Annotated in this window: 20 protein-coding genes; 6 read left to right on the top strand and 14 right to left on the bottom strand. The window is 65.1% G+C overall.

The window, feature by feature from the left end; genetic code table 11:
* Positions 1-2 precede the first annotated feature (2 nt).
* On the top strand, positions 3-1,064 hold the full coding sequence (locus HMPREF3120_RS00675; protein ID WP_070449825.1) for a ParB/RepB/Spo0J family partition protein: 1,062 nt from the start codon (positions 3-5) through the stop codon (positions 1,062-1,064).
* Positions 1,065-1,587: 523 nt separating this feature from the next.
* On the opposite strand, the gene HMPREF3120_RS00670 is transcribed toward HMPREF3120_RS00675, so the two are convergent.
* The 7 genes from HMPREF3120_RS00670 to HMPREF3120_RS12315 form a co-directional block, all read right to left on the bottom strand.
* Positions 1,588-2,763, bottom strand: coding sequence for an N-acetylmuramoyl-L-alanine amidase (locus HMPREF3120_RS00670; RefSeq protein ID WP_070449822.1), 1,176 nt, complete (start codon positions 2,761-2,763; stop codon positions 1,588-1,590).
* Between the two features lie 48 nt (positions 2,764-2,811).
* Positions 2,812-3,141, bottom strand: coding sequence for a thioredoxin (gene trxA / locus HMPREF3120_RS00665; protein ID WP_070421904.1), 330 nt, complete (start codon positions 3,139-3,141; stop codon positions 2,812-2,814).
* 10 nt (positions 3,142-3,151) lie between these two features.
* On the bottom strand, positions 3,152-4,165 hold the full coding sequence (trxB, locus tag HMPREF3120_RS00660; RefSeq protein WP_083284712.1) for a thioredoxin-disulfide reductase: 1,014 nt from the start codon (positions 4,163-4,165) through the stop codon (positions 3,152-3,154).
* 10 nt (positions 4,166-4,175) lie between these two features.
* On the bottom strand, positions 4,176-4,742 hold the full coding sequence (locus tag HMPREF3120_RS00655; protein ID WP_070421903.1) for an RNA polymerase sigma factor: 567 nt from the start codon (positions 4,740-4,742) through the stop codon (positions 4,176-4,178).
* A 74-nt stretch (positions 4,743-4,816) separates the two neighbouring features.
* Positions 4,817-8,239 carry a murein biosynthesis integral membrane protein MurJ gene (locus tag HMPREF3120_RS00650; protein WP_070449819.1) on the bottom strand — a complete coding sequence of 1,141 codons (3,423 nt, stop codon included), beginning with the start codon at positions 8,237-8,239 and terminating at the stop codon, positions 4,817-4,819.
* A complete protein-coding gene (locus HMPREF3120_RS00645; protein ID WP_070449817.1) occupies positions 8,236-10,698 on the bottom strand; it encodes a hypothetical protein in 2,463 nt (820 codons plus the stop codon). The genes HMPREF3120_RS00650 and HMPREF3120_RS00645 overlap by 4 nt, the downstream gene beginning before the upstream one ends.
* A complete protein-coding gene (locus tag HMPREF3120_RS12315; RefSeq protein WP_083284711.1) occupies positions 10,695-11,471 on the bottom strand; it encodes an NUDIX hydrolase in 777 nt (258 codons plus the stop codon). Before HMPREF3120_RS12315 ends, HMPREF3120_RS00645 begins: the two co-directional genes overlap by 4 nt.
* A 129-nt stretch (positions 11,472-11,600) precedes the next feature.
* Here HMPREF3120_RS12315 and HMPREF3120_RS00635 point away from each other — a divergent pair, with 129 nt between their 5' ends.
* The 5 genes from HMPREF3120_RS00635 to HMPREF3120_RS00615 all read left to right on the top strand — a co-directional run bounded on the left by HMPREF3120_RS00635 (position 11,601) and on the right by HMPREF3120_RS00615 (position 15,265).
* Complete coding sequence (locus tag HMPREF3120_RS00635; RefSeq protein WP_371441175.1) at positions 11,601-13,025, top strand: CCA tRNA nucleotidyltransferase; 1,425 nt, start codon at positions 11,601-11,603, stop codon at positions 13,023-13,025.
* On the top strand, positions 13,018-13,626 hold the full coding sequence (locus tag HMPREF3120_RS00630) for a YqgE/AlgH family protein (protein ID WP_070449814.1): 609 nt from the start codon (positions 13,018-13,020) through the stop codon (positions 13,624-13,626). The genes HMPREF3120_RS00635 and HMPREF3120_RS00630 overlap by 8 nt, the downstream gene beginning before the upstream one ends.
* On the top strand, positions 13,627-14,346 hold the full coding sequence (locus HMPREF3120_RS00625; protein ID WP_070449812.1) for an AzlC family ABC transporter permease: 720 nt from the start codon (positions 13,627-13,629) through the stop codon (positions 14,344-14,346).
* Positions 14,347-14,694, top strand: coding sequence for a branched-chain amino acid transporter permease (locus HMPREF3120_RS00620; RefSeq protein ID WP_070449807.1), 348 nt, complete (start codon positions 14,347-14,349; stop codon positions 14,692-14,694).
* 133 nt (positions 14,695-14,827) lie between these two features.
* Positions 14,828-15,265 carry a hypothetical protein gene (locus HMPREF3120_RS00615; protein ID WP_070449804.1) on the top strand — a complete coding sequence of 146 codons (438 nt, stop codon included), beginning with the start codon at positions 14,828-14,830 and terminating at the stop codon, positions 15,263-15,265.
* Between the two features lie 68 nt (positions 15,266-15,333).
* Here the strand turns inward: HMPREF3120_RS00615 and HMPREF3120_RS00610 are convergent, their stop codons facing one another.
* From HMPREF3120_RS00610 to trpB, 7 genes are all read right to left on the bottom strand, one after another.
* Entirely contained in the window at positions 15,334-16,617 is a 1,284-nt protein-coding gene (locus HMPREF3120_RS00610; protein WP_070449801.1) for an HNH endonuclease signature motif containing protein, read from the bottom strand.
* A 250-nt stretch (positions 16,618-16,867) separates the two neighbouring features.
* Positions 16,868-17,380 carry a hypothetical protein gene (locus tag HMPREF3120_RS00605; protein WP_070449798.1) on the bottom strand — a complete coding sequence of 171 codons (513 nt, stop codon included), beginning with the start codon at positions 17,378-17,380 and terminating at the stop codon, positions 16,868-16,870.
* 15 nt (positions 17,381-17,395) lie between these two features.
* On the bottom strand, positions 17,396-17,701 hold the full coding sequence (locus HMPREF3120_RS00600) for a hypothetical protein (RefSeq protein WP_070449796.1): 306 nt from the start codon (positions 17,699-17,701) through the stop codon (positions 17,396-17,398).
* The gene (locus HMPREF3120_RS00595; protein ID WP_070421892.1) at positions 17,698-18,636 is read right to left on the bottom strand and encodes a bile acid:sodium symporter family protein; all 939 of its coding nucleotides are present in this window, start codon (positions 18,634-18,636) and stop codon (positions 17,698-17,700) included. Before HMPREF3120_RS00595 ends, HMPREF3120_RS00600 begins: the two co-directional genes overlap by 4 nt.
* Positions 18,637-18,660: 24 nt before the next feature.
* Positions 18,661-19,035, bottom strand: coding sequence for a Rieske (2Fe-2S) protein (locus HMPREF3120_RS00590; RefSeq protein WP_083279367.1), 375 nt, complete (start codon positions 19,033-19,035; stop codon positions 18,661-18,663).
* Complete coding sequence (gene trpA, locus HMPREF3120_RS00585; protein WP_070449794.1) at positions 19,032-19,847, bottom strand: tryptophan synthase subunit alpha; 816 nt, start codon at positions 19,845-19,847, stop codon at positions 19,032-19,034. Before trpA ends, HMPREF3120_RS00590 begins: the two co-directional genes overlap by 4 nt.
* On the bottom strand, positions 19,848-21,044 hold the full coding sequence (gene trpB, locus HMPREF3120_RS00580; RefSeq protein ID WP_070449793.1) for a tryptophan synthase subunit beta: 1,197 nt from the start codon (positions 21,042-21,044) through the stop codon (positions 19,848-19,850).
* Between the last annotated feature and the right edge of the window lies 1 nt (position 21,045).

Raw genomic sequence — 21,045 nt, 5'->3', positions numbered from 1 at the left:
CCATGGCAGAACGCAAAGGCGGCCTCGGCCGCGGACTGGCAGCGCTGATCCCGTCGGCACCCGCAGACATTGACAAGAACGGCAAAACCCCCGGCATCGGTGGCAACGCCTCCGACGTGATCTTCGGCAAGCAGGACAAGGGCTCTGGTGCTGGTTCTGGTGCGCCTAAGGGGGCGCCGAAGGGTGCGCCGCGGGCTGTGAAGGGCGCGCCGACCGTTACTGCGAAGCAGGACAACGTCATGCAGCCGGTGCCGGTGGGCGCCCGATACCAGGAAATCCCGATCGGCCAGATCATCCCCAACCCGAAGCAGCCACGCCAGGTCTTCGACGAGGATGAGCTCGCCGAACTGGTCCACTCCATCCGCGAGTTCGGCCTCCTCCAACCCATCGTCGTCCGCGACACCCCCGAAGGCTTTGAACTCATCATGGGCGAGCGCCGTTGGCGCGCCTCCTCCAAGGCAGGCCTCAAGCACATCCCGGCGATCGTGCGCGAAACCTCCGACGAGGACATGCTCCGCGACGCACTGCTTGAAAACATCCACCGCGTGCAGTTGAATCCCCTCGAAGAAGCTGCCGCCTACCAGCAACTTCTCGACGAGTTCGGCGTCACCCAAGAACAACTCGCCGACCGCCTCGGCCGCTCCCGCCCCGTGATCACCAACGCGATCCGCCTGCTCAAGCTGCCGGTTCCGGTGCAGCGCCGCGTCGCCGCCGGTGTGCTGTCCGCCGGCCACGCCCGTGCGCTTTTGGGCATCAAACTTGGCGACGACACCACCGACGCCCAGGCCCAACTCGCCGACCGCATCGTCGCCGAAGGCCTGTCCGTGCGCGCCACCGAAGAGGCCGTCTCCATGATCAACGCTGGCGGCAAGGTGCCGGACAAACCGAAACGCCAGCCTGTCCCCCAGCCGGAGTACCTCACTCAGGCCGCCGACTCGCTTGCCGACATCTGGGACACGAAGGTGTCGGTCACCATGGGCAAGCGCAAGGGCAAGATCGTCGTCGAGTTCGGCGACAAGGACGACTTCGAGCGCATCATGGGGCTCATCCAAGGCACCGACTAGGGGTTTTAGGCGGCTGGTTTGGGCGGTTGGTTTGGGTCGCCTGTGCGCCCGCGGTGTCCGCATGCCCGCTGTCGGCCTGCCACGCTGTCTGCCGTGCCCGCCACCGGCAGCCGATTCTGACAGATTCTGCCGGACTTTGTCAGGGTCGTTTCTGACCTGCACGTTTACCGGCGGCTGACAGATTCTGCCGCAATGTGTCAGTGATTGGGCGACGGGCGACGGGCGACGGGCGACCGCTGCCGCGATCTAGGCCGTTGCCGCTCCTCCCACCAAAAAAGTTCCACGGAAATCGGCAGATCGCGTTAGGCCCGGGAACTATTTTCCGCCCGCGACGGCGCGACCTGGGCGAAGTGAACTATTTGGGCCCGGAATGCCAAGAAGATTCCCAGACGGGGAACTTTCTTGGACGGAGAAGGCTGGGCGGCTTGGCGAGGGGGCCAGAACGGGCGCGAGAGCCTGGGCGTGCGGGCTGGGCAGAAAGGGCCGGGCAGAGAGGGCCGCAGCGGCGCCCAACAACCGGCGGTTAGGCCTGCTCTTCGCGCAGGAGCTCCTTGAAGGAGTAGGTGCCTGTCGGGCGGGTGTCGTGGTCCAGCAGGTAGAGGCGCTTCACGGCGACGACGACGGCTTCGGCGATGGCGTCGCGCTGGGCGGGGTCGGTAAGTACGGCCAGGTCGCCCGGGTTGGTGAGGTAGCCGGCCACGAGCTCCACCGACGGCATGCGGGTCATCCGCAGCATCTCCCAGGTGCGGGCGTGGTTGCGGCAATTCTGCAGGTCAGTGCGGGCAGCGATCTCGCGCTGGATGTAACCGGACAGGGTCTCGCCGGTAAGCGACGAGCTGCCGTGCTCGGAACCGAAGTAGAAGGTGGCGACGCCGTTGGCCTTCTCGTTCGGGTAGGAATCCAGGCGGAGGGAGATCAAGAGGTCCGCGTTAAACCCGTTGGCCAGGTCGGCGCGGTGCTTGTTCGTAGGGTTGTCGCCACGTGGGCGGGACAGGATGGTTTCCATGCCGGTGGCGACCATGCGGCCCTCGATACGCTGGGCGAGGTCCCAGAGGATCTCCTCCTCCGTGATGGGGCCGTACGGACCCTCCACAACCAGGCCCTTGTCGGAACCACCGAGGTCAGGGTCGATGACTACGCGCTTACCAGCCAGGTTCGGGCCGGCCTGCCGGACGGTCTCACGCTCACGGATCGCCTGGGCGGAACCACCGGTGATACGACGGCCAAGCAGCGACAACGCATGCAACGTGTCGGGGCCGCAGACACCGTCGTCCTCCAAACCGGAGTTCAACTGGTAGTTCATCAACGCCTCGTAGGTGGCGGGGCCGAAGCGGCCGTCGATGCGGTTGGAGTAAAAGCCGAGCTCGTGAAGCTGTGTCTGCAGCTGGCCCACGTCGTCGCCGACCATTTCCTGGCCCGGCTGGTAGCTCAGCACGCGCGCGCCCAACGTGTAGGAGGCTTCGCGCAGCTCGCGGAGCGTCAGGTCGTCGATGGAGCCAGACGGCAAAATGCCGCGAGATTGTTGGAAGGCTTTGAGGGCTTCGGCGAGGGTGTCGTCGAAAAGCATCTCGCTTTCGGTGAAGCGACGCGTGCTATCGATTTCGCCTTCGTATCCGTCGAGGAGACCGAGGCGGGCCAGCGACAACCGAACCTCGGCAACCCGCGAGCTGGAGTCGCCAACGTGCAGCAAGTCTTGCACTAAGCACCTAACTTTCCCGGTCGAAAAAACAAAACCAACTACAACAGCTTACGCGTCGAGCTGCGCCTGGATCTTAGCGACGATCTCCGACTTCGGACGCAGACCCACAAACTCATCGACGCGCTTGCCGTCCTTGAACAGCAGCACGGTCGGAATGGACATGACCTGGAACATTGCGCCCAGGGTGCGCTCGTTGTCCACGTTGACCTTGGCTACCTTAACCTGGCCTGCCATCTCCGACGCGATCTCATCGAGCAACGGGGAGAGTTTGCGGCACGGGCCGCACCACTCTGCCCAGAAGTCCACGAGAACCGGGGTGTCGGACTCGATGACCTCGCTCTTGAAGGTGGCCTGGGTGACATCTACTGGTGCGCTCATGGCCGTTAGTTTACAGCTCCGCGAGATAGTGCTGTGCGTCCAACGCGGCACGGCAGCCCGAACCAGCCGCCGTGATGGCCTGACGGTATGTCTTGTCCACCAGGTCACCGCAGGCGAACACGCCGGCGACGCTGGTGCGTGTCGACGGATCCTCCACCGACACGTAACCGCCCTCGTCTACAGCAACCTGGCCCTCCAGGAAGCCGGAACGCGGATCGTGGCCAATAGCAACGAACAACGCGGTGGCATCCAGGACGGACTCTTCGCCGGTTTCCACGTTGCGTACGTTCAGTCCGCCAACCTTGCCGTCTGCCTCAACGACGGACTCGACGACGGTGTTGGTGACAAACTCGATCTTCTCGTTCTGTCGCGCGCGCTCCAGCATGATGGCGGAGGCACGGAAGTTCTCCGAACGGTGGATCAGGGTGACCTTGTAGCCAAACTTGGTCAGGAAGGTTGCTTCCTCCATTGCGGAGTCGCCACCACCGACGACGGCGATGTGCTGGTCTTTGAAGAAGAAACCGTCGCAGGTGGCGCAGGTGGACACGCCACGGCCGGTCAGTTCGGCCTCGCCCGGGATGCCCAGGTGGCGTGGGGCTGCACCGGTGGCAAGGATGACGGCGCGGGCGTGGAACTCCTCGTCGTCCACGAACACTTTCTTAATCTCGCCGGAGAAGTCCACGCGGTCTACCAGTTCAGGGCGCAGGTCTGCACCAAACTTTTCGGCCTGCTCGCGCATGTTGCCCATCAGGTCTGGGCCGAGCACGCCCTCGGGGAAGCCGGGGAAGTTCTCCACGTCGGTGGTGTTCATGAGTTCGCCGCCGAACTCGTAACCCTCGAATACGAGGGGCTTGAGCTCGGCGCGAGCGGCGTAGAGCGCGGCGGTGTAGCCGGCCGGTCCGGAGCCGATGATGATCACATCGTGGATGGTGTCTACATCGGTGCGGGCGGTGGCGGGTTCCGTTGCGGAATCGCCGCTTTCGTCGGTCTGCGGGGTAACGAAATTGAATCCGGAGAAGTTCATATCGGTGAGTCTAGCTGCTTGTTAACCTCTCCCCGATTGCTGCAGCTACTGCCTCCCGGGCACGGTATCTCCGGGACTTCACGGTGCCCGGTTTCACGCCTAATTCGTGGGCGGCGTGCTCGACGGACATGCCTGCGACATCGATCAGCCACAGTGCCTTACGCTGCCCCGACGGCAACACGTTGAGCGCCTGGCGCATCGCGATGGTGCGTTCCATGGCCTCCATGGGGTTGTAGGCGAGGTATTTGTTCATGTCGCTGCTGACGGCCACGGCGTCGTCGTCAAGACTCGCCTGTGCGCCCGCGCGCGTGAACTTGCGTTGGTGGTCGATGGCGGCGTTGATGGTCATGCGGTGCAGCCACGTGGATAGCTTCGCTTCCCCGCGGTAGGTGTGCAGGCTGCGTGCCGCCTTGAAAAACGCGTCCTGGACGATGTCCTGCGCGTCTTGGTCGTTGCGCGTGTAGTTGCGGGCCACGTAGTACATGGCTTTGTGGTGGCGTTTGACGATCTGCCTGAACGCTCGTCGGTCCCCGTCGAGGTATTGGGCGACTAGAGCCCGGTCATTGCGGTAATCCATGATTCCCCCCAGAAAAGTGTTGACCCCCAGTGTGCACGACCCCCGCCCCGAAGGGAAGGGGTCAATTGCACAATCTATTGGACATCCACATGCCCTGCCAACGAAACTTCCGAAATTTCGAGCGGTTTCTGTTCCGCCGGGGTGAAGGAGATGATGACCTCGGTCAGCGCGCCGGTGTAGTCCACATCGGCACTGATCTGGCCGGTGCGCACCGTGCCCTCCGACAGCACTACAGGCGCTTGACCACCCGCGGGTACGCCGGAGATGGTGAAGGTTGCGCCGGTTGCGCCGGAGGCGTCGATAAGCACTTGCTCGAGGTCGAACGGCTGACCGTTGCTTTGCTTGACGACGAGATCCCCTCCGACCTCCCACTTCGTGGCCCGATCACCGTCAACGGCGGCGTGAGCATCAGAGCCGGAAGAGCCAGCAGAGTCAGCAACAGCCTCCAGCGGTGCAATGAGCACCGGTACGCGAGGGGCGGGCGCCACGGAGGATGTCGCGACGGCTTCCTCTTCTTCCTCCCCGGAGACGATGTCCACCAGGTAGGTCGTCAGCACACCGATCGCCACTGCGGCAGCCACGGCCACCAGGGTGACCAGCGCGATTGTCAACGGCTTGGTGCGGCCGCTGCCGAAGCCACCGTGGATCACGTCCGGGTCCTCCACGTGCTCGGGCACGGGCTCGACGGACTCGGGCACCTCGACGACGGGGATGGTGTCGGTCGGGGTGTCGTCTTCCTCGCTGTGGCGGCGCGAGCCCGGCAGGTTGGCTGCTTCCTTCAGGGCGGTGGCGATTTCGCGGAAGGCGGCTTGGTCGACGGCGTCGGCGTCGACAAGCGCTCGCGTGCGTGCGGTGATCTCGGCAAGGTCGTCGGAGGGGACGTTGGAGGTCAGCAACTCCAGGGCGGCGGCGAACGCCTCGGCGTCGGTCGGCTTTGTCGCATCCGGCAGGACGGCCGGGAATGCGAGGCGCACGATGCCGTCTGTATCAATACGCAACTGCTGGCGGTTGTCCAGACCCAGCGGCACGCCGGCCTCGTGCGCGGTGGCCAGCGCAGCAGCTAGTGGCACGAGTGCATTGGCGACGGCCTCCGTGTGCAGCGTCTGGCCCGACTCCGCAACAGCCTTCACCGAGGAGCCCTCGATCCAGTCGGACACCACAACGGCGCCGGAGCGGAACGACAGGATCTCCACGTGGTCCGGCAGCGCCGGCAGGTGCATGTTGACCAGCTGGCGGGTACGGCGCGCGATACCGGCGGCCTGGAGGGCGGCCTCGCGCGGGGTGGCGGGCGCCATCGGGGCGGCACCGGTGGTGTCCACGAACGTCAGCGCGACGTCGCGGCCAGTGGCAATCTCGCGCGCCTGCCAGAAGCGGGCGCTGGAGGACGCGCCGTGGTCACGGATGAGGCGGAACCGGCCGTCGGACACGGACGCACCGGGCACGAGGCGCGGGCCGCGGACGACACCGGCGGACATCGGCGGCGGTACCGGGGAGGCGTTGAAGGTGTCGGCGGCGAGGAACTGGTTGGACATTTCGCGCGGGTCGACCTGGCCCACTTCGAGGCCGCGGTCGGCGTCGGCGGTGATGAACCGGCCCAGGCCCGGGATGCGGCCCACAGCGGAGCCCAGGTTCTGCACCTCCGGCAGGCCGGAGCGCGACAGCACGACGCCGGTGACGATGAGGAACAGCACGCCGAGCAGCGCGATCTCGATCAGCGAACCCAGCGATGGTGCACCGATCATGCGTCCAAGGGCTTCCGGGAGGTGGAGGCCGGCGACGTCGCGAAGCAACCAGCGCACACCGAACACCGCGGCAACACCGACGGCGGACGCGCCGATGGCCCACAGGGACGTGCGTAGCACCTCACGGAACTGCAGGGTGCCAAGCTTGCGGCGCAGTAGCAGCGCACCGATGATCGCGCCGGCCACGAAGCCGAACCCGTTCGCGGCACCCAGCAGGATGACCACGTGGCCCGGCTCGCTCGCGATGGTCGGCGCCAGCATGGACAGCGCAATTTTGGTGCCGGTGATGCCGGCGATGATGAACGTCGGCGTCCAGGCTTCCTCGCGTGCGTAGAACACGCGCAGGTGCAGCATGACCAGTGCGTACGGGATGAGTGTGAACGCGGCGGCGCTGATGGTCAGGCCGAGGGTGTACGCGGCTTCGTCGCTAAATGAGCCGTAGGCGAACAGGGCGCTGGCGGTGTCAGGGCCGAGCGCCGTCATGAACACGATGATCGGCAGCAGGGCGATAAACGTCAGTTTGGTGCCCATGGTCAGGTCGTGCACAACGGCCTTGTCGTCGCCGTCGGCGGCGTTGCGCGACAGGCGCGGCATGATCGCGGTCAGCAGGGTCACGCCAATGATGCCGTACGGCATCTGCAGCAGCATCCAGTGCTGTTGGTAGATGAACTGTGCCGCCGGGTCCGCCGCGAACGCAATGCGGGTGGTGATCACGTAGCCCAGCTGGCTGATCGCCACGTAGGTGATGATGGCCAGGGCCATGCCGCCGAACTGCTTGAGGCGCTCGTCGATACCCCACAGCGGTCGCAGGTCGATGCCCAGTTTCCGCAGTGCGGGCAGCATGATCAGGCACTGCACCACTACGCCTGCGGTGGTGCCCAGGCCAAGCAGCAGGACGTGCGGATTGCTTATCGACGACGGCGCTGCCGGATTCAACGTCCCCGGCAACGCCATATACGCCACCAGCACGGCGATGGAGACGACGTTGTTCGCCACCGGCGCCCACGCGCCTGGCCGGAAGTGTTCCTTCGTGTTCAGGATTGCCATGAACAGGGAGAACATGCCGTAGAAGAAGATCTGCGGCAGCAGCAGGTAGGCAAAGGATGTGGTTTGGACGAGGTTGCCTGTGGAGTCCTCGTCCAGCATCATCTCCGTCAGCCACGGCGCACCGACGACGGCGAGCAGCGTGACCACCGTCATCAGCGTCAGCGTGAGCGTGAACAGGCGACGGATGAACGCGGCACCGTGGTCGGCGTCCTCTTTCTCCGCGCGGACCAGCACCGGCACGACCAGTGCGGTGAGCACCGATCCGAGCACGATCTCGGTGATCAGGTTCGGCAGCGTGTTGGCGGTGTTGAACGCGGAGGCGACAACCTCGCCGAGCGCTGCACCGATGAGCACGGTGCGGATGAAGCCGGTGATGCGCGAGATCAGCGTGGCAATCGCCATCGAGCCGGTGGCGCGGACGACCTTTTCGCCCTCGCTCGGTTTGGTGTCCTCGGCAGGCTCGGCGGGCTCGGCGACCGCAACGGTTGTCGCGGCTGTGGCGACAGCGGCGGCGTCGTCAGCCGTCGGCGGCGGGGCGATGGTCTCGCCCTTGGGGCTGGTGGTCAGCAGGGACTTGTCCGGCAGGCCGGTTGCCGCCGGGGTGGGCGGCTTCGGCTCGCGCGGGGCCGGTACTGGCGCCGGGGGTGCCGGGGCGACGATGCGGCGGCGCAGGCCAGCCTCGGGCTGGTTGTTGTCCTGTGCTGTCACGGCTGTCTCCGTTCACGTGGGTTGCTGGGCGGTGGGCGTTTGGTTGGGCGCCTGTTCGGCGGTGCTTTCCTGCGGGTGATGAGCAGGAGCGCTAGCATCGCGGCGATCAGCGCGCCGGCGAGCGCCCACCCGCCGAGTTGGAGCCCGGCGGTGCGCACGGAGATGTCCACCGGGCGCGAGATCGGTTGGGCCGAGGCACCCGCGAGGTAAAGCTGCAGGTCGGTGCCGCGGTTGTTGTCGGGCAGGTCGGCGGTCATCTGGACGGTGACGGAGCCGCGTGCGGGGATTTTCAGCGTCCCCGGCACGTTCAGTTTCGCGCCGTCGGGCCCCCAGTAGCGGATCTGGGTTTGCACCGGCAGCGGCATTCCGTTTTGGGCGACGATGAGCAGTGGGCTTGACGACGACGCCCTGGTGTACACGTTCCCCGGCGGGATCAACGTCACGGAATCGCGCAGATCGTTCAGCGTTGCCCGGCTGGCGGCGAGGCGGTCGCCGGTGGCGCGCACGGCGTCGTCGTAAAGCGAAAGTGCCCTGCGTCTGTTGGTGCTGAGCGCGACGAGCATGTCGCGGCGCAGTGGCAGGGTGAAGCCGTAGCGGGTCAGCGCGATGGCGGGGTCGTTTGCCATGAGCGCGGTGATGTCGTTGATGAAGCTGTTTTGCTGTGTGACCTGCAGGATTTCCGCGTCGGTGAAGGCGGCGGGGTCCGAGAATGTGGCCGTGGTGTCGGCGGGTGGGACCTCCGGCGGGGCGGCGAGGTAGTCGCCGAACGAGATCGGGCGGGAGGTTCCGTCGGCGATTAGGCCAGCGATTGTGCCAAGGAACACCGCGGCGGTTTTCGCGTCCCACGTCGCCGGTGGGTTGACCATCACAGGCTGCGTCGGTGCGTCGTCCTCACGCGTGGTGGCGTTCTGGGCGGCAAGCCGCATCGCGGCGGCGGCGTTGTTGTCGCGCGCGGTCTTGGAGTCCATGGTGTAGTCGAACCGCAGGCTCGGGTTGGTGTAACCAGGCGTTTCGGGGTGCTCCCCCGTCGCCGCCAGCACCGCGGCCAGCGAATCCTGGTACGCGACCTCCATCACGCCGGCAGTGTTCCACGTGAAACGTTGTGCATCCGCATGCTTTGCGACGAGTACCTGCACCGGCACCTCCGGCACCGGCGCCGCCGCGCCCGAGAAGTCTGCGAGCTCCGCGCGTTCGAGCGCGCTCTGGTGGGAGTCGGCTTCGGCGTCGGACGCGCTGTCAGCTTGGGCCGCCTCCCACGCGGCGTGCATCCCCCCGTCGAACACCGTGGAGCGGGTGTGGTCCGCCCAGCCAAGCGCCGGCCCGGCGCCTGCCTCGATGTAGCCGGTGCCAGCGACCACCGTATTGATTGTGCCCGCCGTGCCTAGCACCCGCTGCAGCACAAACGGGCCGCGCTCGACGGCCTCGCGCATCAGCCACGGATCACCCGTACGCGCCACCGCGTTGAGGTCCGCGTTCGCCCACGGCAGCGCCACGGTGCAGCCGGTCGCGGCAATCTCGCGCACCTTCTCCAGCCACGCCTTCGCGTCCTCGGCCCCGGAACCTGGGGCGCCGTGCGTGTCGTCGTTCGAACCCCAGCTGTCGCGCAGACGCTTCGGTTCCTCCACCACGGCGGGGCGCGAATCACTGACGGTGTAGCCGCCGGTCATGCGGTCCACCGTGTCCACCAGCGCCGGGTCGAGCGCCATGCAGGTGGCGTAGCCAACCTCAGGGGTTTCCACCGCCTTGCGGTACTGCTCCACCAGGGTGTCCAAGCGCCCGCCGGGCGCGAGTTGTTCCGCCAGTGCGTCGCTCTGCAGCACCAGCGGCGGGTCCTCGGGGGCCTCGCCGGTCTCTCCCGGCACGATATTCACCGGAGCGGAGACCGGGTACAGGGCGGTCAGCCCGCCCGGTTCGACGTCGTCGGCCGACCCGCGCACGGCCAAGTGGAAGCGGTCGGTGTCCAGGGTGGCGCTGGTGTCGTCGATAAGTTGCAGCATCATCGGGTACACGCCGATGCCGCCGGGCGCGGTCATCTGCAGCGACAGCTCGGCGCTTTCGCCGGGGCGCAGCCGGGTATCCACGACCACCTCGTCGCCCACAACGCTGTACTCCCCCACCCCGGCGACGGCGGCCACGCGCTGCTCGGAGACGGAGCCCACCGGCGCGGCGCGACGCGTGAGCACTTTGAGGCCCTCGAGGGTTGTGTCGGTCTGATTGGTCACGCGAAGTTTCACGTGAAACGGATCGTGCGCGGAGACGACCGCGGGGGCGTCGATAAGCGACACGCGCGCGAGCTGGCCCTCACCCGGGCGCACCGCCGGGTTGACCCACTGCTCCGCAACCTCAGGGTTCTTCGGGCTCACCGGCACCGCAGGCACCGCGCGAGCCGGGGTCGCTGACGGGACCGCCAGCGCCACCGCAACCGCGGCCGCAGCTAGACGGGAAATCGGCCGAATCATCGCGGGGTAGACCTTCCGGCGGCGACTTCCTTCCGAGCCAGCTCAGGCATCCGGTCAAACGCGATACGCGCCAGCTTGCGCTCGTCGGCATACGCAAGGTGCTCCATCAACTCGCTCATGGGCACCCAGGCCACTTCGGTGACCTCCGGGTCTTCGTCGTTAAACACGCCGTCCACAAACCGCAGCAGGTTGTGGTGCACCGTCTTGTGGATCCGTACTCCGTCGGACACAAACCAGTAATCAATGGTGCCCAGGGTGTCGAAGGCCTCGCCGGTAATACCGGTCTCCTCCCAGACCTCACGCTCTGCGGTGCGCCACTGGTGCTCGCCATCCTCGACGTGGCCCTTCGGCATCGACCACAACAACCGCCCACGGCGATCCAGCCGGCCAATCAGCGCGACGTAGATGCGGCTCATGTCTACCTTGCCGTCCGGGCCGACAGCCTCCGCCATACCGGAGACCACCAGACCACCGGCCGAGGTCTCGTCGCGCACCTCCATCGAAGAGTCGTGCTGGCGGTTGTACTGCGAATGACGGCGATGCTGGTTGCGGTTCCGGTTCCGCTGATTCCCGCGCCCGCCCCTCCGGCGGTTGTTCGGGTTACGGCGACGGTGTTGCTTCTTCTTCGGCTTGTCGCCGCCTTCTGACTGGTTCTTGTCCTGGCCCTGCTGGTTTTTATTCTGGCCGCCGCGGCGCTTCCGCGGACGACGCCGCCCGCCGGATCCCCCCTTACCGCTGGGGGGACCCGGTACAGGCCGCGTGTTGTCACTCATTCGTGCCATGCTATCCGGCTTCAGGCCGGTTGTGGTACTCCACGCGCGGTAGTGGCGGGTATCGTGTCCAAGGTGACAAAGCTTTTCGACATGCCCGATCCGAACGACCCACTTGCCCCCGCCGCGTTGATGGCCCGGGCGCAGGGGGTCGTCGAGAAGCAATCTGCCCTGCTGGAGCCGCTCGCCCGACTCTTCGCCGAGCGCGGCGAGTCCTTATATATTGTTGGCGGTTCCGTCCGCGACGCCATGCTGGGCCGCGGGGTGCACGATTTGGACTTCACTACATCCGCCCGACCTGCGGTTATCCAGGAAATTCTCGCGGAGTGGGGCGAGAAGGTGTGGGACACCGGCATCGAATTCGGCACCGTCTCCGCGATCCGGCACGGGGAAACCGTTGAAATTACGACGTTCCGCTCCGATCTTTACGACGGCATCACCCGCAACCCCGAAGTTACCTTCGGCGACACCCTCGACGGCGACCTCGTGCGCCGCGACTTCGCCTGCAATGCGATGGCGATTGAGCTTTCGCTTGTCGACGACCACCTCGCCCCCACCTTCCACGACCCGGTCAACGGCCTTGCCGACCTGGTCGTGGGCGTGCTGGACACCCCGCAGGAGCCGGAGGTGTCGTTCCGCGACGACCCGCTGCGCATGCTGCGCGCCGCCCGCTTCGTCTCCCAACTGGGCTTTACGGTGGCCGACCGCGTCTTCGATGCGATGCGCGACATGGCCGGTGAGATCCAGCGCATCACCGTCGAGCGCGTCCAGGCCGAACTGGACAAACTCATGTGCGGCTCGCGCCCCTGGGAGGGCATCGACCTGCTCGTGGCCACCGGTGTTGCCGAGTACATCCTGCCCGAGATCCCTGCCCTGCAACTCGAGACCGACGAGCACATGCAGCACAAGGACGTCTACCGCCACTCCCTGACCGTGCTGCGCCAAGCCACCGAACTCGAAGACGCGGAGGAGGGCCCCGACCTGAAGCTGCGCTGGGCGGCGCTCATGCACGACATCGGCAAACCCGCCACTCGCGCGCCGAAGGAAGGCGGCGGCGTGACCTTCTACCACCACGAAGTGGTCGGCGCGAAGATGACCCGCAAGCGCCTCAAGGCCCTGAAGTACCCGAAGCACGTCATTTCCGACGTGGGCCAGCTCGTGTTCTTGCACATGCGTTTCCACGGCTTCGGCGAGGGGCAGTGGACCGATTCTGCCGTGCGCCGTTACGTCACCGACGCCGGCGAATTGCTGCCTAAGCTGCACAAACTCGTTCGTGCGGATTGCACCACCCGCAACCCCAGGAAGGCCGCGCGCCTCCAGCGCACCTACGACCACCTGGAGGAGCGCATCGCCGACATCGCCGCCAAGGAGGACCTCGCTCGCGTGCGCCCGGACCTCGACGGCAACGAGATCATGGAGATCCTCGGCCTCAAACCGGGCCCGGAGGTTGGCAAGGCGTGGAAGTATTTGAAGGAACTGCGCCTCGAGCGTGGCGAGCTCGACCACGACGAGGCCGTCGCCGAACTCAAAACCTGGTGGGAGAACGAGAATGCCTGAGTACTTCTACGCCGATCGCCTCTTCAACGCCCTGGAGCGCACTGACCCTGAACCCGGCATGCTGCTCGTCGCCGCACCCGGCATGTACTCCCCCGAGTTCGCCCGCACCGTGGTGCTCATCATCGAGCAGAGCGCGGAGCGCACCCTCGGCGTCGTGTTGAACCGCCGCAGCGAGACCGCGCTTGCCAACGTGATCCCTGCGTGGGCCGACCTCGCCGCCAAGCCCCAGGCTGTGCACATTGGCGGGCCCGTCCGCCCCGAGGCCGCAGTGTGCCTCGGCGTCACCTCCCCCGGCGTGGACATCGACGCCAACCCGTACTTCCAGCGCATGGCCAACCGCCTCGTGCTGCTCAACCTCAACGTTGAACCGGAGCTTGTCTCCGCCGACATCGACGGTGTTCGCATCTTCGCCGGCTACGCCGAGTGGGAGCCGGGCCAACTCGACGAAGAGATCCTGCGTGGCGACTGGTTCGTCGCCCCCGCCCTGCCCTCCGACGTGATCGCTCCGGCGGGTGCGGATTTGTGGGGGGACGTGATGCGTCGCCAAGCAATGCCCTTGCCACTGTTCGCGACGTTCCCCGCGAGCCTGGAGGACAACTAATTGGGTGTTTCACGTGAAACACAGCAGCAGATTCGCCAGGGTCTGAAGGACTCGTGGCTCGTCGGCCTCGGTTTGGTGCCGCTCGGCCTGGCGTTTGGGTTGCTGGTCACGCAAGCCGGTTTTGCATGGTGGTGGGCCCCGATCTTCTCCGTCATCATCTACTCCGGCTCGATGGAATTCCTGGCCATTGGCATGGTGACCAGCGGGTTCGGCGTGTTTTCCTCCGCGCTGACCGCGTTCATGGTGAACTTCCGCCACATCTTCTACGGCCTCACCTTCCCCCGCGACGTCGCGCGCCCGGGCCTGCCGCGCCTGTACCTCACCTACGGCGTGACCGATGAGCTCTACGCCCTGACGTCCACGCTCGTCGCTAATGGCACGCGCCTGACTCATGCCCGCTTGATGACCAGCGCGATGCTGATCAACGCATCGTGGATCCTGCCGGGCATCATCGGCGCACTCGTGGGCAACCTCATCCCAGAGGACATCGAAGGCTTCGAGTTTGCCCTCACCGCCCTATTTGCGGTCCTCGCCTACGAGGCATTCCAAAGCAGCAAGGACCTCTCCGCCCCACTCATCGCGGGTGCGCTGGCCGTGGTCGCGGCGTTCATCTTCCCCGACCAGATGATCATCATCGGCCTGCTCGCCTACTTCGGCGTGCTGTTGCTGCGGTTCTGGGCACCGCGTATCGACGACCTCCTCACCTGGCAGGTGAAATAAATGAGCACCCTCGGACTCCCCGACGGCGTCACCCTCGGCATGGCCGCCGCCGTGATCATCCCGGCCGGCATCGTGACCTTCCTGCTGCGCGCCCTGCCCTTCGCGCTCACGCGGTACCTCAAGGGCAGCCCGTTCATCGACTTCCTCGCCGTCCTCATGCCCGTCGGCGTGATGACCGTCCTGGTCGTGTACACCATCGCGGGCGAAGCTGGAAACCCCGGCCGCTTCTGGTCCGCCCTCGCGGCTTTGGTGATTACGTTCGTGCTCCACGCCTGGCGACAGCGCGCCGACCTCTCCATCTTCGCCGGCACCGCCGTGTACATGCTGCTGGTGAACCTGGTGGTGTAGAGCGCTTATATCGCCAGGCAACCCGATAACGTTACGGTTAAATTACGTTTGGTCACAGGTTGTTGGCTGTGCTTTAATTGCGGTTGTCAAGTTACTTGGCTCACTTTTATCCGCTCTACTTCAGGAGTTTCCCATGAAGCGCACCGCCGCAGCCGTCCTGGCAGCAACCACCGCCCTGTCCCTCGCCGCCGTTCCGGCTCAGGCCGTCGAAATTGACGGTAAAGAAACCGGCGGCTACGGATACGCTGCTTCTTCGCAGGTCACCGATGAGCTGCTTGGTTGGTACCTCCTCGCTGCTGTTGCAGCTGAGGTTGATAAGCCGGGCGAGGGTTTCTCTGCACCGTATATGGGCTCGTCCAAGGCTGGCATGTTTGAGACCAAGACCGATAAGGATGTCGCCAACCAGAATACTGTCATGAAGTCGTCGTTCCAGAACGACGCGAACAACGGCTACAAGCTGGGCACCACCTACGACATCCTCGTCGGCACTGGCATCGCCGCTCTGGTTCTCGCTGTCCTCGGTGGCGCTGCTTACGCAGGCGTCATCCCGGGTGTCCAGCTCCCGTTCTAAGTCTTCTCGGCTTTAACGCTTGACTCCTCTCCCGCGCGGAGGGGAGTTTTTCTCTGCTTTGGTTGCGCTTAGTCATCGAATCCTCCCCCGCTTTCTGCCCAGGTTTCGGCGTTGTCGCGGCGGCGTGGGAGTGAATAGTTCTCCGAAACGTAGCGGGTGCCGTCTTGGTAGATGAAGTGCACGTCGCTGCCGTCCTTGACGGTTTCGAGGTAGCCATCGGTAACCAAGGAGTGGCAGGCGGAACAGAGTGGCAGCAGGTTTTCTAGATCGGTCATACCGCCCTCGGACCACTCCTTGATGTGGTGGATCTCGATGAAGCGGGAGTGCGTGCAACCAGGCGCTGCACACTGGCCACCCCACATCGTGAGCAGGGCGTTGACCTGGCCCGGCGTCGCAAAGCGTGAAGAGCGGCCGGTGTTGATGATCAGGCCGTCGTCGTCGACAGTGGAAGCGCGCAGGTCAGCATTGGCGATCAATCCAACCAGTGCCTCGGAACGCGCGCCGACGTTGTTGGGCATGTAGGCGCGGCCGTCCTTGGTCACCAGAACGTTGACGTGCGCGCCTGGCGTTGTCAGTGTGCTCTTGGGCTGGCTGCGGGTCATGTGCACCATGCCCATGAAGGCCTGCAACAGCATTCGGCCGATCGGCATGCCATAGCCCGAGGCGGTCTTGCGAGCCTTCTTTGCGGGTTCGACGGCGTCGGCCTTTTGCAGCATGTCCCTGATGGAGAGCTCGGCGACGCGGCCGTCTTCGTGGCGCAATGCATCCTCGAGCATTTCCTCCATCTCGTAGTAGGCGATCTCCCCGAGTTTCAGCGCGGCGATGAATGCGGCGCCGTCGGTGGCGTTGAGCACCCCGTGGAGGGCAATCTCGCCGTTATCGCGGGTGTGTACGCGCAGGTAGTGGTCCGGCTTCTCGCTATCACCATTCCCTGGTTTGTCGTATCCACTGAGTGCGATTTCGAGTTCGTGGTAGCCGAGTTCCAGGGCCATGTCGACAAGTTGGCGCTCTACCGCCGGGGTTAGGTAGCGAAGCAGCAAGCGCACCACCGAGTAGCTGATCTTGCCCGCAGAGAACTGCTGCTGAAGGTACAGAAACTCGCCGAGGCGGCAGCCGACGTGGACATATTCGTGCGCTGTGGAGATCGAGATCCCCAGGCGACGCGTCAGAAACTGCGCCGTGGTCCGTGCCCCCATCTGCGGTGCGAAACCGCCCTCCTCAAACGCGCGTATCGACGTCAACAGCTCCGCCTTACAACGCGTCATGCTTCTGTGCGACTGCTCGATTGCATCCGTAAGCAACTCCGCAAACGCACTAGGTTCAGTGCACTTCTCCTCCACTGCCGTTGTCATTGTGGTCCCCCTTAAGGCCGTATGTATGTTCGATAAAGCAAAGCATACAACCCGCCACGACACGGCTGTGACCTGCACAAACAATGTTTTATATGAGTGCTATAAAACGCACTAAAACCGAACGGAACAACTCCGCATTGCGGACAATCCCGGCCGCGCCAATCGTTGGGGAGGCCCAACGAATTCGGGCGCGTGGGGTCGTCGTCAAGCATCCGCAACTCCGCATTGCGGACAAGTGGGGACGCACCAACTAATTCACCACGCGGTACCAGAGGCGCTTGCCTTCCTTCTTCGGCGGGACGAGTTTCACGCGGACCGGCTGCGGCAGGGTGAAGTCGTAGCCGCCACTCTGGATCTGGCGGCGGATCTCGCGGGCTTTGAGCGTGTCGCCGACGTCGATCCGATGCGAGCGCTGGCGTAGGGGGCGCTTGAAAATCTGCCGACGAACCGCGCTGGGGAGGGCACCGGGACTGGCGGGGATGTCCTTGTACTTCACTACCCCATTGGGCGTGGTGGCCTCGATCGTCGCAACGGACATGTATCTGACGGTCGAGTCCACACCCGGGATGTGCGGGGTGATGTGGATGGTGCGGATGACGCCGTCGATAAGGTCGCGGCGAAATCCGATGGGTGCGCGGCCTGGGAAGATCATCCGGGCGATGAAGAACAGCACCAGGATCGGGAGGAAAATCTGGCCATAGAACGCGATGATCTCGAGCGGGCCAGGCAGGAAGGGGCCTATGGTGTCGAAAAAGCTACCCATAGGCGAAGAATAAAGCTAGTGCGGGAACTTCGCTCGGGCTTCGGACCAGAGGCCTTCGAATTCGTCGGCGGTGAGGTGGCGGGCGGTGATGCCTTCCATCGCGTCGTAGGTGCGCGGGTGTGGCACGGTGCCCATGGGTTGGTTGGCCTGTCCGATGATGCGACCGTCGACGTAGATGCCGGTGATGGTCTCGGCGGGGTCGAGTTCAATCATGCGGAGCATGGTGCAGCTTTGCGACGACACCTCCTCCAGCTCAGCGATATTCAGCAGCTCTCCGCCGAGTTCGGGGACGTTGTAATGGATGCGGACGTAATGTTTCACGTGAAACTCTTTCTGGAGACATATGCGGAACAGATCATCAACTGTGCCATGTGATAGATCATTAGCGGAATAATAAGCACGCCGAGTTGGGCACCGCCGAAGATGACGGTAGCCATCGGCAAGCCGGTCGCAAGAGATTTCTGCGTGCCACACATCTGCACGGCCACGACGTCCTCGCGCGGGAATCGCAGCGCCTGTGGCACGACGCGGGTCAGCCACAGCATGGCGAAGACCAGCACCACGGAGAACACAATCAGCAGCACGATCTCAAGCGCGGTCACGTTCGACCACACGCCGGAGACGACACCCTTGGAAAAGGCGGAATAGACGACCATCCAGATGGAGCCGCGGTCGACGATCTTGGTGGCCTTGGATTTAGCCAACTCCCCCAGCCGTTTGTGTGCCAGCTGGCCGAGCATGAACGGCAGGAGGAGTTGGAGGGCGATGTCGGTGAACACGGTGGTGTCGATGTGCACGCCGTCGCCTGCGCCCATCAGCCACATCACGAGCAATGGCGTAGCGACGACACCCACCAACGACGACACCGACGCCGCCACAACAGCACCGGACACGTTGCCGCGTGCGATGCCGGTCAGCGCCACGGAGGACTGGACGGTGGACGGAACGAGGGTCATGAAGAGTAGGCCCTGGTAGAGGTCCTCGGAGATGAGCCCGGTGGTAGGTCGCGCGAGCAGACCGATCAGCGGGTATGCCACGAAGGTAAACGCGAGGATGAGGGCATGGAGGCGCCAGTTGGTGAGGCCCCGGAGGGCTTCTTGCGTCGATAGGCGTGCGCCGTAGAGGAAAAAGAGCAGCGCGATCGCGAGTTTGACGGCCACCCCAAAGCCGTCCGCGAACGCGCCGCGCGCCGGCACGACGAAGGCGAGGATCGCAGCAACAACGATGCCGACGAGGAGAGGATCGAGCTTCTTCATGTGGCCGAGTCTACGGCCAGCAGGTTAGCTCGCCGGGTTTTGGGCTTCGACCTTGTCGCCGGCTTCGATGACCTCTACCTCGCGCAGGCCGGAGATGGCGGGGCCGGAGACGCGCTCGCCGGTCGCAATGTTGAAGACGGAACCGTGGGCGACGCACTTGACGGTCTCGCCCTCCACCTTCGTGATCTTCTTCTGCTGGTGCGGGCACACCGCCGAGTATGCGACGAACTGGCCGGCGGACGGCTGGGCGATGATGAACTTGTCCAGGATCACCGCGGAGCCGACCGGCACGTCGGTCTTCGCAATTTCTTCGGGGGCCTCTTCCCCGCAGGCGGCCAGGAAGGCACCGGCGAAGGTAGTGGCGGTGCCGAGCAGGAACATGCGACGTGAACAGGTCATGATGCGATCGTAGCCTGCTTCATGGCGCTGACGTAGTCGGAAAGTTCCCGTTTCAGCCTGTCCATGTTTTCCACGCGATTATCGACGACATACTTATCAATAATGTTCGTAATCGCCGACCCGGTAATCGCGCCGGCGGCCCCAGCGGCGATCGCGTCGCGCACGTGCTCGGGTCGGGAGATGCCGAAGCCGAGCAGTACCGGTGCGCCGCCGAAGGACTGCACATTATCGACGACCTCACGCAGCCCCTCCACTGTCGCCTCATTCTCCGCGCCGGTGACGCCGTCGCGAGAAATGGCGTAAATGTAGCCGCGGGAGTTAGCGGCCACGCCCTCGAGGACCTCGCGGGAGGCCTTTGCCGGGGCGATGAAGATCGGGTCGATGCCGGCGCGCTCGGCGGCGGCGGTGAAGGGGTCAGACTCGCGCACGGGGACGTCGGGAAGCAACACGCTATCGGCGCCGGCCTCCTTGAACTCGGTGTAGAAGCGGTCGAGGCCGCGAGTGTGGGCGACGTTGGCGTAGATCAGCATGCCGATCGGCAGGTCCGGGTAGCGTTCGCGGATGGTGCGCACCTGGTCGAGGGCCTGCTGTACGGTCGCTCCCCCACGCAGAGCGCGGACGTGGGCGCCCTGGATGGCGGGGCCGTCGGCGACCGGGTCAGAGAACGGCACGCCGAGTTCCAATGCGTCGGCGCCGGCTTCAACGATGGCGGAGATGATCTCCACGGCGTCATCCGGGTTCGGGTCGGACAGCATGATGAAGGGGACGAACGCGCCCTCCCCCTTGGCAAAGAGTTGCTCGTAGCGCGACATTTACTTGTTCTCCTTCTGCTCGAGGGTTGCGCGGACGTGTGCGATGTCCTTGTCGCCGCGGCCGGACAGGGCGACGAGAATGTTCAGCGGCTCGGCGTCGGCCGGGTGCTCGGCAGCGCGCTTGAGCGCGTAGGCCAGGGCGTGCGAGGACTCGAGCGCCGGGATGATGCCTTCGTGGCGGGATAGGGCCTGGAAGGCGTCGAGGGCCTCTTCGTCGGTGACGGGCACGTACTTCGCACGGCCGGACTGGGCGAGGTAGGCGTGCTCCGGGCCGACGGCCGGGTAGTCCAGGCCGGCGGAGATGGAGTAGGACTCTTCGACCTGGCCGTCGTCGTCACGCATGAGGTACGAGCGGGTGCCGTGCAGGATGCCGATGGTGCCCTGGGCGATGGCGGCGCCGTGCTTGCCTTGGCCGAAGCCTTCGCCGCCGGGTTCGGCGCCGACCAGTTCGACGGTGTCGTCGTCAATGAAGTCGGCGAACATGCCGATGGCGTTGGAGCCGCCGCCGACGCAGGCGACGACCACGTCCGGCAGGGCGCCGGTGCGCTCGAGGATCTGGGCGCGGGCCTCGGTGGAGATCACGCGGTGGAATTCCTTGACGATCTTCGGGAACGGGTGCGGGCCAGCAGCCGTGCCGAGGAGGTAGTGGGATTCGTGGAAGGTTGCGGTCCAGTCACGAAGCGCCTCGTTCACCGCGTCCTTGAGGGTGCCCGCGCCGGATTCCACGCCGACGACCTTCGCGCCCATCAGGCGCATGCGGTAGACGTTCGGTGCCTGGCGCTGCATGTCGGTCTTGCCCATGTAGATCACGCAGTCGAGCCCGAGGAGCGCACAGGCAAGTGCGGTCGCCGTGCCGTGTTGGCCGGCGCCGGTCTCCGCGATGATGCGGGTCTTGCCCATCTTCTTTGCCAGCAGCGCCTGGCCGATCACCTGGTTGGTTTTGTGGGCGCCGCCGTGCACGAGGTCCTCGCGTTTGAGGAAGATGCGCGCGTTGCCGTCGAGGGGCAGGTTGCGGCATTCGGTCAGCGGGGTCGGACGGCCGAGGTAGTCGCGCAGGAGGGAGCGGTATTCCGCCATGAAGGCCTCGTCGTTAAACGCGTCGACGAAAGCTTGCTCGAGTTGGTCGAGCGCTGGCAGGAGGGATTCGGGGACGAACTGTCCGCCGAATTCGCCGTAGTACGCAGGGAGGAGAGTCATA

This window comes from Corynebacterium sp. HMSC11D10 (assembly GCF_001806995.1).
In the GTDB taxonomy this organism is placed as follows: domain Bacteria; phylum Actinomycetota; class Actinomycetes; order Mycobacteriales; family Mycobacteriaceae; genus Corynebacterium; species Corynebacterium coyleae.
The sequence above is the reverse complement of the archived record's forward strand: the minus strand, read 5'-3'. Positions and strand labels throughout refer to the sequence as shown.

Coding starts and splice junctions, on each gene's coding strand:
- trpA (WP_070449794.1), bottom strand. CDS start 19,847: ATGTCGCGCTACGAGCAACTCTTTGCCAAGGGGGAGGGCGCGTTCGTC.
- HMPREF3120_RS00595 (WP_070421892.1), bottom strand. CDS start 18,636: ATGAAGAAGCTCGATCCTCTCCTCGTCGGCATCGTTGTTGCTGCGATC.
- HMPREF3120_RS00615 (WP_070449804.1), top strand. CDS start 14,828: ATGAAGCGCACCGCCGCAGCCGTCCTGGCAGCAACCACCGCCCTGTCC.
- trpB (WP_070449793.1), bottom strand. CDS start 21,044: ATGACTCTCCTCCCTGCGTACTACGGCGAATTCGGCGGACAGTTCGTC.
- trxB (WP_083284712.1), bottom strand. CDS start 4,165: ATGAACTTCTCCGGATTCAATTTCGTTACCCCGCAGACCGACGAAAGC.
- HMPREF3120_RS00605 (WP_070449798.1), bottom strand. CDS start 17,380: ATGGGTAGCTTTTTCGACACCATAGGCCCCTTCCTGCCTGGCCCGCTC.
- HMPREF3120_RS00630 (WP_070449814.1), top strand. CDS start 13,018: ATGCCTGAGTACTTCTACGCCGATCGCCTCTTCAACGCCCTGGAGCGC.
- trxA (WP_070421904.1), bottom strand. CDS start 3,141: ATGAGCGCACCAGTAGATGTCACCCAGGCCACCTTCAAGAGCGAGGTC.
- HMPREF3120_RS00590 (WP_083279367.1), bottom strand. CDS start 19,035: ATGACCTGTTCACGTCGCATGTTCCTGCTCGGCACCGCCACTACCTTC.
- HMPREF3120_RS00635 (WP_371441175.1), top strand. CDS start 11,601: ATGGCCCGGGCGCAGGGGGTCGTCGAGAAGCAATCTGCCCTGCTGGAG.
- HMPREF3120_RS00645 (WP_070449817.1), bottom strand. CDS start 10,698: ATGATTCGGCCGATTTCCCGTCTAGCTGCGGCCGCGGTTGCGGTGGCG.
- HMPREF3120_RS00675 (WP_070449825.1), top strand. CDS start 3: ATGGCAGAACGCAAAGGCGGCCTCGGCCGCGGACTGGCAGCGCTGATC.
- HMPREF3120_RS00620 (WP_070449807.1), top strand. CDS start 14,347: ATGAGCACCCTCGGACTCCCCGACGGCGTCACCCTCGGCATGGCCGCC.
- HMPREF3120_RS00655 (WP_070421903.1), bottom strand. CDS start 4,742: ATGGATTACCGCAATGACCGGGCTCTAGTCGCCCAATACCTCGACGGG.
- HMPREF3120_RS00610 (WP_070449801.1), bottom strand. CDS start 16,617: ATGACAACGGCAGTGGAGGAGAAGTGCACTGAACCTAGTGCGTTTGCG.
- HMPREF3120_RS12315 (WP_083284711.1), bottom strand. CDS start 11,471: ATGAGTGACAACACGCGGCCTGTACCGGGTCCCCCCAGCGGTAAGGGG.